This is a genomic window from Streptomyces sp. NPDC096105 (assembly GCF_044763335.1).
Lineage (GTDB): Bacteria > Actinomycetota > Actinomycetes > Streptomycetales > Streptomycetaceae > Streptomyces.
Map to the genome: position 1 here is coordinate 53,293 of NZ_JBIWGC010000025.1, position 15,076 is coordinate 68,368.

A 15,076-nucleotide genomic window follows, 5' to 3' on the forward strand; every position below is an offset into this window, starting at 1 on the left:
CCAGGGCGGAGCGGATCCGGGCGGCCCGTGACGGCCGATGCGCGCACCGATGAGTTTCGCCGGCGCGGACGGTCTGCACCGGTGACCGCGTATCCACGCGGGGACCGCACCCGGGAGGTACTCATGGACACCGGCGGATTCACCACCTGCCTCTGGTTCGACGGCCAGGCCGAGGAGGCAGCGCGGTTCTACGTCTCCGTCTTCGGCGACTCCGGGCTCGGCGAGGTCGTCCGGAACACCGGCGCCACCCCCGGCGGTGAGGACGGTTCCGTCCTCACCGTGGAGTTCACGGCCAACGGGCAGAAGTTCGTCGCCCTGAACGGCGGGCCGGAGTTCCGCTTCACCGAGGCGATCTCCTTCCAGCTCGACTGCGACGACCAGGCGGAGATCGACCGCTACTGGGAGAAGCTGGTCGAGGGCGGCGGCGAGCACGGCCCGTGCGGCTGGCTCAAGGACCGCTTCGGCGTCTCCTGGCAGGTCAACGCCAAGCGGCTGACGGAGATGATCGGCGACCCGGACCGGGAGAAGGCCGACCGGGCGTTCCGGGCCATGATGACGATGGGCAAGCTGGACCTCGCGGAGCTGGAGAAGGCGTACGCGGGCGAGGCGTGAGGACGGCCGGGGGCCGGGCACGCTCCCGGCACCCGGCCCCTCCGCCCACCCCGTCGCGTCCCCGGGGCACCTCCCCGTGGTGCCTCTTCGTCGCCGTCAGGGACACCTCCGCCACCGCTGACCGCATCCGCGACCACGGCGGCGAACCGCTCATGGAGCCCGTGCGGGCGGCCGGCCACGGCACGACGCGTCCCGCCCGCGACCCCGGCGGGGCGCTGCGCCTCGGGCCCGTGGACTCGCCGTTCGGGCGGTTCGCGGCGGTCGGCGGCCGGCGGGGCGCGGACTTCTCGGCCGTCGGCCTCACCGCCACGACGGGGGAGATGCCGAGGACCACCGCCCTCGACGGAGCGGAACCGGGTCACCCGCCCGGCCATGGCATGATCGGGCGCATGGGTGAACGTGTGGTGGCCGCGTGCGACGGGGCCTCGAAGGGAAACCCCGGGCCCGCCGGCTGGGCCTGGGTGGTCGCCGACGACTCCGGGACTCCGGACCGCTGGGAGGCCGGCGCCCTCGGCACCGCCACCAACAACGTCGCCGAACTCACCGCCCTGGAGCGGCTGCTGGCGGCCACCGACCCCACCGTGCCGCTCGAGGTGCGGATGGACTCGCAGTACGCCATGAAGGCCGTCACCACCTGGCTGCCCGGCTGGAAGCGCAACGGCTGGCGCACCGCGGCCGGCAAGCCGGTCGCCAACCAGGAGCTCGTGGTCCGCATCGACGGGCTGCTGCAGGACCGCCCGGTGGAGTTCCGCTACGTCCCCGCCCACCAGGTCGACGGCGACCGGCTCAACGACTTCGCCGACCGCGCCGCCAGCCAGGCGGCCTCCGCCCAGCAGGACGCCGGCAGCGCGCAGGGCTCCCCCGAGCCGCCGCCGTCCGCCCCGCGCCCGGCGGGCGGCACGGCCCGCCGCGCCTCCGGCGGCGCCAGGACGTCCCGGCGCCCCGGCGGATCCTCGGCGCGCACCATCAAGGCCAAGTTCCCCGGGCGCTGCCCGTGCGGACGGTCGTACGCGGCCGGCGAGCCCATCGCCAAGAACGACAAGGGCTGGGGCCACCCCGAGTGCCGGACGGCCCTGACCGCCTGAACGGCCCGGACGGGGGAGCCGCCGGTCGCCCGTCCGGGACGGATGACACACTGACCGTCATGGAAGAGCGCACTTTCGACAGGTCGGGACAGCACGCCTCCGTGATCGGCCTCGGCACATGGCAGCTCGGCGCCGACTGGGGCGACGTCGACGACAAGGACGCCCTCGCGGTCCTGGAGGCCGCCGCCGAGTCGGGCGTCACCTTCTTCGACACCGCCGACGTCTACGGCGACGGGCGCAGCGAGCAGACCATCGCGTCGTTCCTCAGCGGACGGCCGGACCTGCACGTGCTGGTCGCCACCAAGATGGGCCGCCGCGTCGACCAGATCCCGGAGAACTACGTCCTGGACAACTTCCGCGCCTGGAACGACCGCTCCCGGCGCAACCTGGGCGTCGACCGCATCGACCTGGTGCAGCTGCACTGCCCGCCCACCCCCGTCTACTCCACCGACGAGGTCTTCGACGCCCTCGACACCCTCGTCGAGGAGGAGCGCGTCGCCGCCTACGGCGTCAGCGTGGAGACCTGCGCCGAGGCGCTGACCGCCATCGCCCGGCCGAACGTGGCCAGCGTGCAGATCATCCTCAACCCGTTCCGCATGAAGCCGCTGCGCGAGGTGCTCCCGGCCGCACGCGAGGCCGGCGTCGGCATCATCGCCCGCGTCCCGCTCGCCTCGGGCCTGCTGTCCGGCAAGTACACCAAGGACACCGTCTTCGCGGAGAACGACCACCGCACCTTCAACCGGCACGGCGAGGCCTTCGACCAGGGCGAGACCTTCTCCGGCGTGGACTACGCGACCGGTGTCGAGGCCGCCGCCGAGTTCGCCGCGCTGGCCCCCGAGGGGTGCACCCCGGCCCAGCTCGCGCTGCGCTGGATCGTCCAGCAGCCCGGCCTCACCACCGTCATCCCGGGCGCCCGCTCGCCCGAGCAGGCCCGCGCCAACGCGGCCGCCGCCCGGCTGCCGGAGCTGTCCGACGCCACCCTCACCGCGATCGCCGACCTGTACGACCGGCGGATCCGGGAACAGGTGGAGGGCCGCTGGTAGCGGAGCGGCGGGCCTCCCCGGAGGGGCGGGAAGCGCGGGAACGGCCGGTCAGGACTCGAGGAGAAGCTGCCGCTCCTGCTCCTGGTCGCCGGCGGCGGCGCCCTGGTCGCGGGTCGTGAAGGACCGCGACAGCGCGTCGCTCGCCCGGAGCACCGCCTCCGGGGTGCCCTGCACGGTGACGGTCACCGGCTCCGACAGGGGCCGTGTGTCCGTCCGCCCCGCGCCCGTGCCCCGGCCCTCACCGCCGAACGTCGCGATGCGGACGGTGGCGTCCGTGTCCGAGGGCCGCTCCTGCGGCGGCCCGAAGGCGCCCTCCAGCGCCCCGACGACCGCCCGGGCGTCGTCGGCGTCCCCGCCGCTGAGTGTCACGGTGAGCTGGGTGTCCGACATGTGTCCCACTTTCCTCCGGCCTGGTCGTGTCGCCGACCGTGTAACCGTGCACCGCGCCCGCCAAACCGGCGGGGGGAGCAGGGTCCCTTTTCGGGGAAACCGGAGGGGGAGACGACCGAAGGAGGCACCGTGCCGGACGCGGAGCGGGGCGAGACCAGACGCCGGGGGCGGAACGAGACCGAGGACGAGAGAGCGGACCGGATGTGGACCGAGCTCATCCAGGAGGTCCGCGTCGCACAGATGGGCGTGCAGATCCTGTTCGGCTTCCTTCTGACGGTCGTGTTCACCCCGACCTACGAGGACCTGTCCGGCACCGACAAGACCATCTACATCGTCACGGTGGTGATGGGCGCCTGCGCGACCGGGGCGCTGATCGGACCGGTGTCGCTGCACCGGCTCGTCAGCGGACGGCGCATCAAGCCCAAGGCGGTGCAGTGGGCTTCACGGCTCACCCTGCTGGGACTCGCGCTGCTGCTGGTCACCACCAGTTCCTCGCTGCTGCTCATCCTGCGGGTGGCCACCCACGACGACTTCGTGCCGTACCTGGTGGCCGGGGTGGTGTGCTGGTACCTGCTGTGCTGGTTCGCGCTGCCGATGTGGGCCCGCCACCGCCACACCACACGCTGACCCGCGCGGGGCGGGTTCCCGTTCAGCTCCCGGCGAAGACGTCCGCGAGGAAGTCGTCCACGCGGACCTCCTCGCGGCCCGGCGGCACCATCCGGTGGGTCTGGGCCAGGAACTCCCCGACGGCCTCCGCCCAGGCGAACACCACCGCGTGGTGCCGGCCGCCGTCGGCGCGCGCCTCGCCCAGGAACTCCATGCGCAGCTCCCGCCCCACCCCGCGGGCCTCCGGGCGCAGCCGCACGTCGCCGATGCCGACCGGACGGGTCAGCCCGTCGGCGACCATCTCCCGGTCCAGCTGCCAGCGCGCCAGCACCCGGCCGTCGAGGGTGAAGACGGCGGTCATGGCGAACGGGTCCGTCGGGTCGTAGCTGAGGTGGGCGAGGACGGGAAAGCGTTCCGTGTCGCCCGCCTGGAGCTCCACCACCAGGGTCTTGTGCACGAACGAGTTCACGAGGCGCCTCCGGGACGTAGCGACGAGCGGCGTAGAGCCCTCTAGTACCCCGGATCTCCGCGAGATGCTCAGCTCTCCGGGTGAATCCCTCACCGGCCGGGGGCGGACGGCCGGCCGAAGGCCTCCCGGAGCGCCGGCAGCAGCGTCTTCTCCGACCAGTCCAGATACGCCGGCTGCGACTCGCCGCCGATCTGCACCAGGGCGATCTCGGTGAACCCGGCCTCCGCGTACGGGCGTACCGCCTCGACGAAATCCTCCGGGTCGCTGCCGCACGGGATGGACGCGGCGACGTCGTCGGGCCGCACGAACTGGGTCGCCGACGCGAAGGAGTCCGGGTGCGGCAGCTCGGAGTTCACCTTCCAGCCGCTGCCGAACCAGCGGAACTGGGCGTGCGCCCGCTCCACCGCCGTGTCCCGGTCCGGGTCGTAGCTCACCGGCAGCTGGCCCACCCGCGGCTTGCCCTCGCCGCCGTTCCGGTCGAACGCCTCCAGCAGCTCCGGCTTCGGCTCGGTGGCGATCACCAGGTCCGCCAGGCGGCCCGCGAGGGCGCACGACCGCTTCCCGGAGACCGCGATCCCGATCGGCGGCGGCTGGTCCGGCAGGTCCCACAGCCGGGCCGACTCCACGTCGAAGTGCTCGCCCCGGTGGTTCACATGGCCGCCCTCGAACAGCGCGCGGATGATCTCCACCGCCTCCTCGAGCATCTGATGGCGCACGTCCACCGGCGGCCAGCCGCCGCCCACCACATGCTCGTTGAGGTTCTCGCCCGACCCCAGCCCCAGCCGGAACCGGCCGCCCGACAGCAGCTGCATCGTCGCCGCCTTCTGCGCCACCACCGCCGGGTGGTAGCGCATCGTCGGACACGTCACGTACGTCATCAGCGGGATCCGCGAGGTGGCCTGCGCGGCCGCGCCCAGCACGCTCCACGCGTACGGCGCATGGCCCTGCTCGGCCAGCCACGGGAAGTAGTGGTCCGAGGTCACCGAGAAGTCGAAGCCCGCCTCCTCGGCGCGCACCACGTGCTCGACGAGCTCACGCGGCCCGGCCTGCTCGGTCATCATCGTGTACCCGATTCGCACCATGACGTCCGGGTCCCCCACGGCGACCGGCGGAAACGGTGGATCACCCGTCCGTGAGCCGGGCAGGATGCCCCCATGACCCAGCGCCCCCTTCCGACCGCCGCCCCCGCGACCCAGGGCGTCGACGCGTCCGGCGTCCACGCCTTCCTCGACGCCCTCGAGGCCGACCCGGACATCGAGCCGCACGGACTGGTGATCGTGCGCCACGGCCGGGCCGTGGCCTCCGGCTGGTGGGCGCCCTACACCCCCGCGCGCCCGCATCTGCTGTACTCGCTCAGCAAGAGCTTCACCTCGACCGCCGCCGGGCTCGCCGAGGCGGAGGGGCTGATCGACCTCGACGCCCCCGTGCTGTCGTACTTCCCGGAGATCGACGCCGACATCACCGACCCGCGCAGCCGGTCGATGCTGGTGCGCCACGTGGCGTCCATGGCCAGCGGGCACGACCACGAGACCGTCGACGAGGCGTTCGGCGCCGACCCGGCCGAACCGGTGCGCGGCTTCCTGCTCCAGCCGCCGCAGCACGACCCGGGCACCCTGTTCACCTACAACCAGCCCTGCACCTACACCCTCGGCGCGATCGTGCAGCGGGTCACCGGGCAGACCCTGGTCGACTATCTGCGGCCCCGGCTGTTCGACCCGCTGGGCATCGGCGAGGCGCTGTGGTCCCGGGACCGCGCCGGGCGTGACATCGGCTTCGCCGGCCTGCACACCACCACCGACGCGATAGCCCGGCTCGGTCTGCTGTACCTGAACGACGGCGTCTGGCAGGGCGAGCGGCTGCTGCCCGAGGGCTGGGCCGGGCGCGCGACGCGCGCCCACATCGCCACCGCCGGGGCCATGGGCGCAGGCGACCGGCCCGACTGGGACCAGGGGTACGGCTACCAGTTCTGGCGGAGCAGGCACGGTTTCCGAGGCGACGGCGCCTACGGCCAGTTCTGCCTGGTGCTGCCCGAGCACGACGCGGTGATCGCCGCGACGTCGGCCACCGAGCAGATGCAGCGCTACCTCGAGCTGGTGTGGCAGCACCTGCTGCCCGCGTTCGGCCCCGCACCGCTGACCGGGCGGGACGCCGAGGACGCGGCCCTGCGCGAGCGCATGGAGCGCCTCGCCCTGCCGGCGACGGACGGCGCGCCCGCCCCGGCCGGGCGGACCGGCGACTGGTCGGGGGCCGTGTTCGCCCCGGAGGGCGGGCTCTGCGCCGGGCAGCCGAAGCTGACCGCCGCCGGGCTCACGGCGGACGACGACGGCGGCTGGACGCTGACCCTCGACGAGGACGGCCACCGGCTGGCCGCCCGCTGGACCGGCGCGGACTGGACCGTCACCGAGGGAGCGGTGCCGGTGGCCGTCACCGGCGGCTGGACCGGCGCGGACACCCTCACGACGGACATCGCCTTCCTGGAGACCCCGCACCGGCTGCGCGTCACCTGCTCCCTCGCCGGCCGCACCTTCCGCGCGCACTGGCTCACCACCCCGCTGGTCCCCTGGCCCCTGCGCGCGCTGCGCGCCCCGCGCGGCTAGCCGCCCGCACCGGGCCGGAAGGTCCGCAGGACCGTGCGCAGCGCCTCCTGGTTGCCGGTGCTCGTCCAGCCGGCGGCCGGGGCGGTCCAGCGCAGCGAGAAGCCCCGTCCGCCGCCCAGCAGGAAGCCGCGGCCGAAGGTGCGCACACGGGTGCCCTCGTACGTGGTGGTCCACTGCATGTCGGCGGCCTCGCGGCCCTGGTACGTGGTCGCCCGGACGGCGCCGATCCGCTGGTAGGCGCCGGTGCGTTCGAGCTCCGGCTCCACCGTGTCCCGCCACACGGCGACCGGGTCCGGCCCCACGCGCTCACTGTAGGTGACGGCCAGGGTGCGCGGATCGTCGTCGGAGCCGAACGTGACGCGGTACGACAGCCGGGTGGCGCGCGAGGTCCGCTGCCGCTCCCAGCCCTCGGGCAGGGCGACGGAGAAGCCCTCCGGCGCCCGGTGGGCGCGGTAACCGGGGGGCAGGGCGCCGGGGCCGGCCGGGGGCCGCGAGGCCGTGCCGGACGGGTCCGGCGAGGCGGTTCCGGGCGAGGGCGGGGCGCTCGGCGCCTTCCCGGCACCGGTCCCTTCCGCCGCCCCGGCCCCTCCGGCCGTCGCGGACGCCGACGCCGTGGGGCCGCCGTCGGCACGGTCGTCGCCGGGCAGCCCCGTCGTGGCCGTGACCACCGCGCCGACGAGCACGCCCTTCCGCTTCCGCCCCCGCCGCGCCGGCCCGTACGCCTCCTCCGGCGCCGGACCCGCGTCGGGGGCGTCGCGCAGCACCCGGGTGAGCGCGTCCCGGACCGCCTGGCGGCTCGGACGCTCCCGGGGCTCCTTGCGCAGCAGTCCCGTGACGACCCCGGTGAGCGGCCCGCACCGCACCGGCGGGCGCGGTGGCAGCCGGTCCACCCCGCGCAGGGTGGCCGCGACCCTGCCCCGGTCCCGGAACGGCGGGCGTCCCTCCAGCATCGTGCAGAGGATCGCCCCCAGCGCCCACAGGTCGGCGGCCGGGCCGGCCCGCTCGTTCCGCGCCTGTTCCGGCGCCGCGTACGACGGGGCGGTGAGCCGGGGCGCCGACGTGGTGCCGGCCACCCCGTAACCGGCGACGACCACCGGGCCGGTCTCGCGCAGGTGGAGCTGTCCGGGGCTCAGCTCGCCGTGGGTGACGGCCTCCGCGTGCGCCGCGTCCAGCACGTCGAGCAGGTCCAGGGCGACGCGCGCCGCCCGCGCGGGCGCGAACGCGCCCTGCTGGAGGAGGACCTCGTCCAGCGGGGTGCCGTCGATCCAGGGGGTGACCGTCCACAGGCAGCCGCCCTCGACGACCGCGTCGACGACGCCGGCGATCCGGTCCGGGCAGAGCCGGGCCACGTTCTCGGTGGTCCGCAGGACACGGGAGGGCGCGCGGCGGACGCCCTCCGCGGCCTGTGCGGGCAGCCCGACCCGGGTGGCCAGGCACGGCCGTCCCGTCCGCAGGTCGTCGGCGTACCAGCTGACCCGGTTGGTCTCGCGGTGCGTGATCTCGACCAGCCGGTAGCGGCCGGCGACCGGCCGGCCGGTGGAGGCGTGCGCCCAGCCCATGGTGATCCCTCGTCGAACCGCTGACTTCGGTCCCCCCTGATACGCGGGGAAGGGGCCGGTGTGTTCAACGCCGGGCGCGACGTCTTTCGTGCGGCGCCGTACGCCGCCCTGCGCCGCCGGTCTCAGCGCAGGGAGAAGTGGTCCGTCCACGCCGCCATGTCGGCGGTGGTGGCGTTGCCGCCGCACACCACCAGCCCCAGGCGGGCGTCCTCGCCGACCCGTTCCAGGACCCGGCGGGCGGCCGGGAGCAGACAGCCCGCGGCCGGTTCCGCCCACACCTTGGCGTGGTCCGCCAGGTCCAGCGAGCCCCGCACCGCCTCCCGGTCCGGCACCACCAGCACCTCGGTGACCAGCTCCGCGACATGGTCGTACGTCAGCCGCGACACGGCCGGCGCGCTGAGGGTGGAGACGATCGACGTGAGCGCGACCGGCACCGGGCCGCCCGCCGCCAGCGCCTCGGACATCGCCTGCGCCCCCTCGGTCTCCACGCCCCACACCCGCACCCCGGGCCGCCGGGCGCGCAGGGCCGCCGCGACCCCGGAGATCAGGCCGCCACCGCCGATGCTGACCAGCACGTCGGTCAGCTCACCGGCGTCCTCGGCGAACTCCAGGCCCACGGTGCCCTGACCGGCGATCACCACCGGGTCGTCGAAGGGGTGGACCAGGGTCAGACCGTCCTGCCGCAGCTCGGCGGTGAGGGCGAACGCCCCGTCCATGTCGTCCGTCACCCGCACCGTGGCGCCCGACGCCCGCGCGATCTCCACGGCCCGCACGGGTGCCGAACGCGGCATCACCACGGTCGCCTTCACATCGAGCGCGGCGGCCGTCACCGCCAGCGCGATGCCGTGGTTGCCGCCGCTCACCGCGACCACCCCGGCGGCCCGCTCGGCCTCGCTCAACGCCAGCAGCTTCGCCGCCGCTCCGCGCACCTTGAACGACCCGGTGCGCTGCAGCAGTTCCAGCTTGACCGTCACCGGCACGCCGAGCAGTGCCGACAGTCCGGGGCTCGGCACGACCGGGGTGCGCACCACGTGCCCGGCGATCCGCTCGGCCGCGGTTTCGATGTCGGCGATCTCGATCACGACTGTCACCTCTCCGGCGCGGGGGGCGTGATCCGCGCCGTGCCCCAGCCTCACCCGGCGGACGGCCGGGGTCAACGGGATTCAGTGCTGCTGCGCCTTGTGCGGCGGCGCCTCGCTCGGCCGGACCACGACGTGCCCCTGCCCCTGGAGCACCAGCTGCACGGCCTCGCCCGAGCCGCCGCGCAGCATCGAGCCCAGCGACTGCGAGCGGTGCAGCGAGGTGGACAGGCCCGCCGTCCAGCCGACGATCGCGTCGGTGTCCACGTACACCGGGCTCTGCGGGGTCACCGGGATCACCAGCGGGCTGCCCTCGCAGACCAGGCCCAGCCGGCCGTGCCCGGTGAAGACGCTGTTGAACAGGCCGCCGCCGGTGATGCCGGCGCCCTTCACGGTGGAGATGCGGTAGGACAGCGTGGCGTCGAAGCACAGCACGTTGCGGCCGTTGACGGTGAACTCGTCGCCGGGCTCCACCTCCACGAGGAAGCAGCTCTGCGCCTCGTGCGCGAACCAGGCCTCGCCCTGCCCGCGCACCGCCATCAGCGGCAGTCCCTCACCGGTCACCGCGCGCTTGAGCATCCCGCCCACGCCCTGGCCCTTGCGCTCGAACCGGAGGTCGCCGCGGTAGGCGACCATCGCGCCCTGGCGGGCGAGCATCTCGCCGTCGACGGTGTAGCGCAGGCACTTGGCGTTCTCCACCGTCATGCCCGGGGCCGTGGCCGGCCGCACCATGTGCTCACTGGAAAACAGATCACCCTTCATGGGGCCATCCTCGCCCGGCTTCAGCCGCCACCGCCAGGAGCGTGCCCGTACGGCACGGCACGGGAGCGGGCCGTGCGGTCAGCCGCCGAAGAGCTGCGTCCAGTACGTGCCCGCCCGGCCGCCGCCCGCGAAGCCGACGCCGATGTGCGTGAACTCCGGCTTGAGGATGTTCGCCCGGTGCCCCGGACTGTTCATCCAGCCGCGCACCACCTCGGCGGCCGAGCGCTGCCCGCACGCGATGTTCTCGCCGACGGCCCGGCAGCGGGACCCCGCGGCGGCGGCCCGGTCCCAGGGCTTGCCGCCGTCCGGCGCGGTGTGCGCGTAGAAGTCACGCGCCACCATGTCGGCGCTGTGCGCCTGCGCGGCCGTGGTCAGCAGCGGGTCGCGGGACAGCGGGGGCAGCCCGGCCCGCGCGCGCTCGCGGTTGGTGAGGTCGACGACCTCCGCCGCCGTGCGGTCCAGGCCCTCCGGGGTGAGCGGACGCGCCCACAGCGCCGTCCAGTACGTGTCCCCGCCGCCCTCGCAGGAGGCCACGGCGGCGTGGGTGAACGCCGGGTCGCACACCGTGCGGCGGGCCGCCTCGTGGCGCAGGCAGTGGCCGACGAACCGGTCGACGGACAACGGCCCGGAGACCAGGTGCTCGCCGACGGTGAGGTACGGATACCCGGCGGAGACGACGCGCTGGTACACCGACACGCCGTCCGGGCCCTCGACGCCGGGACGCCCGCCGCGCGCCATCGACCGGGCGTGCTCCCGGGCCGCCGCGGCCAGCCGCCCGTCGTGCGTCACCGGCGGGGAGCCGGCGGCCTGCCGCGCGGAGTTGACCAGGGCCAGGAAGTCGTCCCCGGCGGACGGCGGGGCCGCCGGGCGGGGCGGGACGGCCGGGTGCGTCCGCGGGGCGGACCGGGCCGCCGTGCCGGGGCTCACCGGAGCCCTGCCGGTGACGACCGGGGCGGTGCGGGTGGACACGGCGCCTTCGTCGTCCTCCACGTCGACGCCGAAGTCCCGCGCGAGACCGGCCAGTCCGTCCGCGTACCCCTGCCCGAGGGCGCGCAGCTTCCAGCCGTCGCCGCGCCGGTAGATCTCCGCGAGCAGCAGCAGCGTCTCCCGGCCGGGACGCGGCGGGCGGAAGCGGGCCAGGGCGCGCCCGCCGGGGCCGGTGACCTCCAGCACGGGGGCCGGCAGGGCGCTCAGCGGGGTGCCGGGCTCCTCGGGACTGACGGCGACCGTGACCCGGGTGGCGCCCGCGCGCAGCGCCGCCGGGTGGACGACGAGCGTGTCGCCGCCGAGCCGCGCGCCCGGCGCGGACGGCTGGTTGTAGAAGACGAAGTCCGCGTCCCCGGCCACCTTCCGGCCGTCGTCCGTGATCAGCGCGGACACGTCGAACGGCCCCGGCACCCGGACGGTCACCGCACCGTCCGGGAGCGGGATGTTGCCGCCGGGGACCAATTCGCTCATGACACCGCCCTGTTCGTCGTCGTCCGACCGGTGTGGGGGTGTCCGGACAACGAGGGGCGCGGGCCCGGGGTTCCCGGCGCCGCGCGTCCGCGCGGCCTCGGCGGGCGGTGCCCCGCGTCCCCACGGCGTGATCGGATCCCCGGCGCGGCGGGCCGAGCCCGTGTCAGGGCCGGGCGCGCGTGCCTGCGCGGGCCCCGCGCGGGAAGGCGGGACCGCGGGGCGTCGTACGAGGTGACCGCGGTGCGGGGGCGGCGGTCCCGTAGGGAAGACTGGACCGCGCAGGAACACGACACCGGGAGGAACGGCATGACGCGCCCGATCACGGCAGGGATCGACGGCACCGAGGAGAGCCTCGCCGCGCTGGCCTGGGCGGCCAGGGAGGCGGTCCGCCGGGGACTGCCGCTCACAGTGGTGCACGCCTGGCGGTTCCAGTCGAACGACGCGGTGGACACCGGGGACCGGGCCGCCCAGGAACGGTGGGTGCGGGAGGCGGCCGAGGAGGCGGTGCGCGCCGTCCGCGACCACCACAGCGGCCTCGACGTCACCACGGACGTGCTGGAGGGCGACGCCGTGGAGACCCTGACCGCCGCGGCGGCCGGCGCCGAGATGCTGGTCCTGGGCTCGCGCGGGCACGGACGGATCATGGGCTTCCTGGTGGGCTCCGTGGGCCAGCAGGTGATCGTCGACGCCCGGTGCCCGGTGGTGTTCGTCCGGGCCGGCGACAAGGCCTCCGACGAAGTGGCCGGGCACGAGATCGTGGTCGGGCAGGAGGGCGACCCGGAGGACAGCGCCGCCGCGCTCGGCTTCGCCTTCGAGACCGCGGCCCGGCGCGGCGCCACCCTGCGGGCCGTACGCGCCTGGACCCTGCCGCCGGTGTTCTCCTACAGCCCCGCCTCCCTCCAGCTCCTCGACGAGGCCGGTGGTCTGGAGCCCTTCGAGCGGAAGAACCTGGCGGCCGCCCTCGCGCCGTGGCGGGAGCGCTACCCGGACGTGCACGTCGTGGAGCACGTGGAGATGGGCAGCGCCGGGCAGGTGCTGCTGTCGGTGTCGGGCGGGACCCAGCTCATGGTCGTCGGCCGCCGCGCCCGCCGCTCCGCCGTGGGCGCCCGGATCGGCTCCGTGGCGGGAGGCGTGCTGCACCACGCGGACTGCCCGGTGGCGGTCGTCCCGCCCGCCTGACGCGGGTGCGGGCCCGGCTCACTCCTCCGCGGCCCGCAGCGGCTCCCGCCGCTTCGGCAGCACCTTGCGGATGTAGTCCTCGACGGCGGTCTCCAGACCGATGTCGTGCTGGGCCCGTTCGGACAGGTACCAGCGGTGCTCCAGCAGCTCGTGGTAGATCTGCGCGGGGTCCATCTGCCCGCGCAACTCGGGCGGCACGGACCGCACGGTGGGCCGGAACACCTCGCGCACCCAGCGGTGGGCGAGCACCTCCGGACGGGCGCCATGGGCGTCCCCTCCGCTGGAGCGAAGCCGAGAGCTCGGGGGAGGGCCGTCCGGGGCGTAGTCGTCCTGGGTGGCCATCCAGCTCTCCAGGTCGTTCAGCAGCCGCCTGGCCTGGTTCTCCTCGGCGTCCAGACCGGTCAGCCGCAGCAGCTGACGCTGGTGGTGCCCGGCGTCCACGACCTTCGGCACGAACGTCACCGTGTCGCCGTTGGAGGCGTGCTCGATCTGCATCTCGGCCACGTCGAAGCCGAGTGCGTTCAGCCGCCGGATGCGCCGCTCGATGTAGTGGTGCTTGCCGGCCGGGTAGACCGAGGTGCGGGTCAGCTCCTTCCACAGGTCCTGGTAGCGCCCGCAGATCTCGGTGCCGAAGTCGATCGGGTCGACGGAGGGGTGCAGCGCGCCGGAGGCCTCCAGGTCCAGCAGCTCGCCGCTGATGTTGACCCGCGCCAGGTCCAGGTCGTACTCCCGCTGGCCGCGCGTCAGTTCGGGGTGCAGGTCGCCGGTCTCGGCGTCCACCAGGTAGGCGGCGAAGGCGCCCGCGTCGCGCCGGAACAGGGTGTTGGACAGGGAGCAGTCGCCCCAGGCGAAGCCGGCCAGGTGCAGCCGCACCAGCAGCACGGCGAGCGCGTCCATCAGCCGGTGCATGGTGGCCGGCCGCAGCGTCGTCTCGAACATCGACCGGTACGGCATGGAGCCGCCGAGGTGCCGGGTGACCAGCACGCTCTCCAGCGGCTCCCCGTCCAGGCCGGTGCGGCCCGTCACCACGGCGAGCGGGTCCACCGCCGGTATGCCGAGCCGGTCCAGGTCGCGCAGCAGTTCGTACTCGCGCAGCGCGGGACGCCGGGCGAGTTCCTTCACCGCGATCACCTCGTCGCCGGCGCGGGCGTAGCGCACCACGTGCCGGGAGATGCCGCGCGGCAGCGGCACCAGGTACTCCTCGGGCCACTCCTCCAGCGGCAGGTGCCACGGCAGTTCCAACAGGAGCGCGGGGTGCTCCGGGTTGGTGGCGTTGATCTGCAGTGCCATGGCGGCGGTGTCCTCGTCTCGCGGCTGATCGTCGCTCCAGCCTATTGCGCGCGCTCGCGGGCCAGCAGGGCGGCGTCCCGCACCGGCCCCCGGTGGACCGGGCCGTGGCCGGGCAGCAGCAGGTCGCCGTCCAGCCCGGCCAGCACGTCCAGCGACCGCACGGCGGTGGCGCGCTCCCGGTGGAACATGTCCGTCAGCATCTGCGGGCCCTCGACGCGGGAGACGGGGTGCCCGCTGACCAGGGCGTCGCCGGACACCACCGCCCCGACGTGCGGGAGGTGGAAGGCGCAGTGCCCGGCGGTGTGGCCGGGGGTGTGCACGGGGACGGGCCGGCCCGGCAGGTCGAGCGGCTGCCCGTCGCCGGGGTCCGGGAACGGCCGGGGCGAGGTGACCGCCACGTTCGCCGTGCCGCCGGCGCGCAGGGCGTGCGCGGCCCACGGCAGCACGCCGGGACGCCAGCCGTTGCGCAGCACCCGTGCCACGGTCACCTGGTGCAGGAAGTCCCGCCGGGCGTGTGGCACCTCCTCCTCGTGGGTGTGGACCGGGGTGCCGTACGCGGCGCTGAGGAACTCGGCGGAGCCCAGGTGGTCGTTGTGCGCGTGGGTGATCAGCACGGCCGCCACCGCCTCCGGCGCGGCGCCCACCTCCGCGAGCGAGCCGAGCAGCCCCTCGCGGTCGCCGGGATAGCCGGTGTCGATCAGGGTCACGGCGTCCCCCTCGGTGAGGATCACCCAGTTCGTGTTCGTGCCGTGCACCAGATACGTGCCGTCCGCCACCTGCCGCACCGTCGCCTTCATGACCACCTCGCGTGTGTGTCGTCCCCTACCGGTCGCACGCGCACAGGAAAGCAGATCAGGGGCGGGCGCGGGCGGTGGTCCGGGCGGACCCGGTGCGGGGGAGGCCCGGCGGAGGAGGACAGGCCCCCGCCGGGGCCGGCCGAGCCGGGG

General features: G+C 75.0%; 15 protein-coding genes. 6 read left to right on the top strand and 9 right to left on the bottom strand.

The features are described from left to right. Positions 1-123 precede the first annotated feature (123 nt). The 3 genes from ACIQ8B_RS28685 to ACIQ8B_RS28695 all read left to right on the top strand — a co-directional run bounded on the left by ACIQ8B_RS28685 (position 124) and on the right by ACIQ8B_RS28695 (position 2,740). A complete protein-coding gene (locus ACIQ8B_RS28685; protein WP_403550776.1) occupies positions 124-612 on the top strand; it encodes a VOC family protein in 489 nt (162 codons plus the stop codon). A 377-nt stretch (positions 613-989) separates the two neighbouring features. Continuing rightward, a complete protein-coding gene (locus ACIQ8B_RS28690) occupies positions 990-1,697 on the top strand; it encodes a ribonuclease H (protein ID WP_106416544.1) in 708 nt (235 codons plus the stop codon). Between the two features lie 59 nt (positions 1,698-1,756). After that, positions 1,757-2,740 (top strand): aldo/keto reductase, encoded by a 984-nt coding sequence (locus ACIQ8B_RS28695; RefSeq protein WP_403550778.1) that lies wholly within the window; start codon positions 1,757-1,759, stop codon positions 2,738-2,740. A 48-nt stretch (positions 2,741-2,788) separates the two neighbouring features. On the opposite strand, the gene ACIQ8B_RS28700 is transcribed toward ACIQ8B_RS28695, so the two are convergent. Further along, entirely contained in the window at positions 2,789-3,130 is a 342-nt protein-coding gene (locus tag ACIQ8B_RS28700; RefSeq protein ID WP_290004862.1) for a hypothetical protein, read from the bottom strand. 129 nt (positions 3,131-3,259) lie between these two features. Here ACIQ8B_RS28700 and ACIQ8B_RS28705 point away from each other — a divergent pair, with 129 nt between their 5' ends. Further along, a complete protein-coding gene (locus tag ACIQ8B_RS28705) occupies positions 3,260-3,757 on the top strand; it encodes a DUF6328 family protein (RefSeq protein ID WP_290004859.1) in 498 nt (165 codons plus the stop codon). A 22-nt stretch (positions 3,758-3,779) separates the two neighbouring features. On the opposite strand, the gene ACIQ8B_RS28710 is transcribed toward ACIQ8B_RS28705, so the two are convergent. Beyond that, on the bottom strand, positions 3,780-4,205 hold the full coding sequence (locus ACIQ8B_RS28710) for an SsgA family sporulation/cell division regulator (protein WP_106415592.1): 426 nt from the start codon (positions 4,203-4,205) through the stop codon (positions 3,780-3,782). 89 nt (positions 4,206-4,294) lie between these two features. Then, positions 4,295-5,287 carry an LLM class F420-dependent oxidoreductase gene (locus tag ACIQ8B_RS28715; protein ID WP_290004855.1) on the bottom strand — a complete coding sequence of 331 codons (993 nt, stop codon included), beginning with the start codon at positions 5,285-5,287 and terminating at the stop codon, positions 4,295-4,297. Between the two features lie 72 nt (positions 5,288-5,359). Between ACIQ8B_RS28715 and ACIQ8B_RS28720 the strand changes: the two genes are divergently transcribed. Further along, complete coding sequence (locus tag ACIQ8B_RS28720) at positions 5,360-6,802, top strand: serine hydrolase domain-containing protein (protein WP_403550780.1); 1,443 nt, start codon at positions 5,360-5,362, stop codon at positions 6,800-6,802. On the opposite strand, the gene ACIQ8B_RS28725 is transcribed toward ACIQ8B_RS28720, so the two are convergent. From ACIQ8B_RS28725 to ACIQ8B_RS28740, 4 genes are all read right to left on the bottom strand, one after another. Beyond that, positions 6,799-8,361, bottom strand: coding sequence for a serine/threonine protein kinase (locus tag ACIQ8B_RS28725; protein WP_403550782.1), 1,563 nt, complete (start codon positions 8,359-8,361; stop codon positions 6,799-6,801). The two genes, ACIQ8B_RS28720 and ACIQ8B_RS28725, sit on opposite strands and share 4 nt — an antisense overlap. Positions 8,362-8,483: 122 nt before the next feature. Further along, complete coding sequence (locus ACIQ8B_RS28730) at positions 8,484-9,443, bottom strand: threonine/serine dehydratase (protein WP_106415594.1); 960 nt, start codon at positions 9,441-9,443, stop codon at positions 8,484-8,486. Between the two features lie 81 nt (positions 9,444-9,524). Next, a complete protein-coding gene (locus tag ACIQ8B_RS28735; protein ID WP_106415595.1) occupies positions 9,525-10,202 on the bottom strand; it encodes an AIM24 family protein in 678 nt (225 codons plus the stop codon). 78 nt (positions 10,203-10,280) lie between these two features. Then, the gene (locus ACIQ8B_RS28740) at positions 10,281-11,660 is read right to left on the bottom strand and encodes a CAP domain-containing protein (protein ID WP_403550785.1); all 1,380 of its coding nucleotides are present in this window, start codon (positions 11,658-11,660) and stop codon (positions 10,281-10,283) included. A 306-nt stretch (positions 11,661-11,966) separates the two neighbouring features. Between ACIQ8B_RS28740 and ACIQ8B_RS28745 the strand changes: the two genes are divergently transcribed. Then, positions 11,967-12,839: a universal stress protein gene (locus ACIQ8B_RS28745; RefSeq protein ID WP_106415597.1), complete on the top strand. Its 873-nt coding sequence runs from the start codon at positions 11,967-11,969 to the stop codon at positions 12,837-12,839. A gap of 18 nt (positions 12,840-12,857) precedes the next feature. Here the strand turns inward: ACIQ8B_RS28745 and ACIQ8B_RS28750 are convergent, their stop codons facing one another. Together ACIQ8B_RS28750 and ACIQ8B_RS28755 are read right to left on the bottom strand one after the other, a co-directional pair. Continuing rightward, positions 12,858-14,129, bottom strand: a complete 1,272-nt coding sequence (locus ACIQ8B_RS28750; RefSeq protein ID WP_403550787.1) for a DUF4032 domain-containing protein — start codon at positions 14,127-14,129, stop codon at positions 12,858-12,860. A gap of 41 nt (positions 14,130-14,170) precedes the next feature. Then, entirely contained in the window at positions 14,171-14,926 is a 756-nt protein-coding gene (locus tag ACIQ8B_RS28755; RefSeq protein WP_290004841.1) for an MBL fold metallo-hydrolase, read from the bottom strand. Between the last annotated feature and the right edge of the window lie 150 nt (positions 14,927-15,076).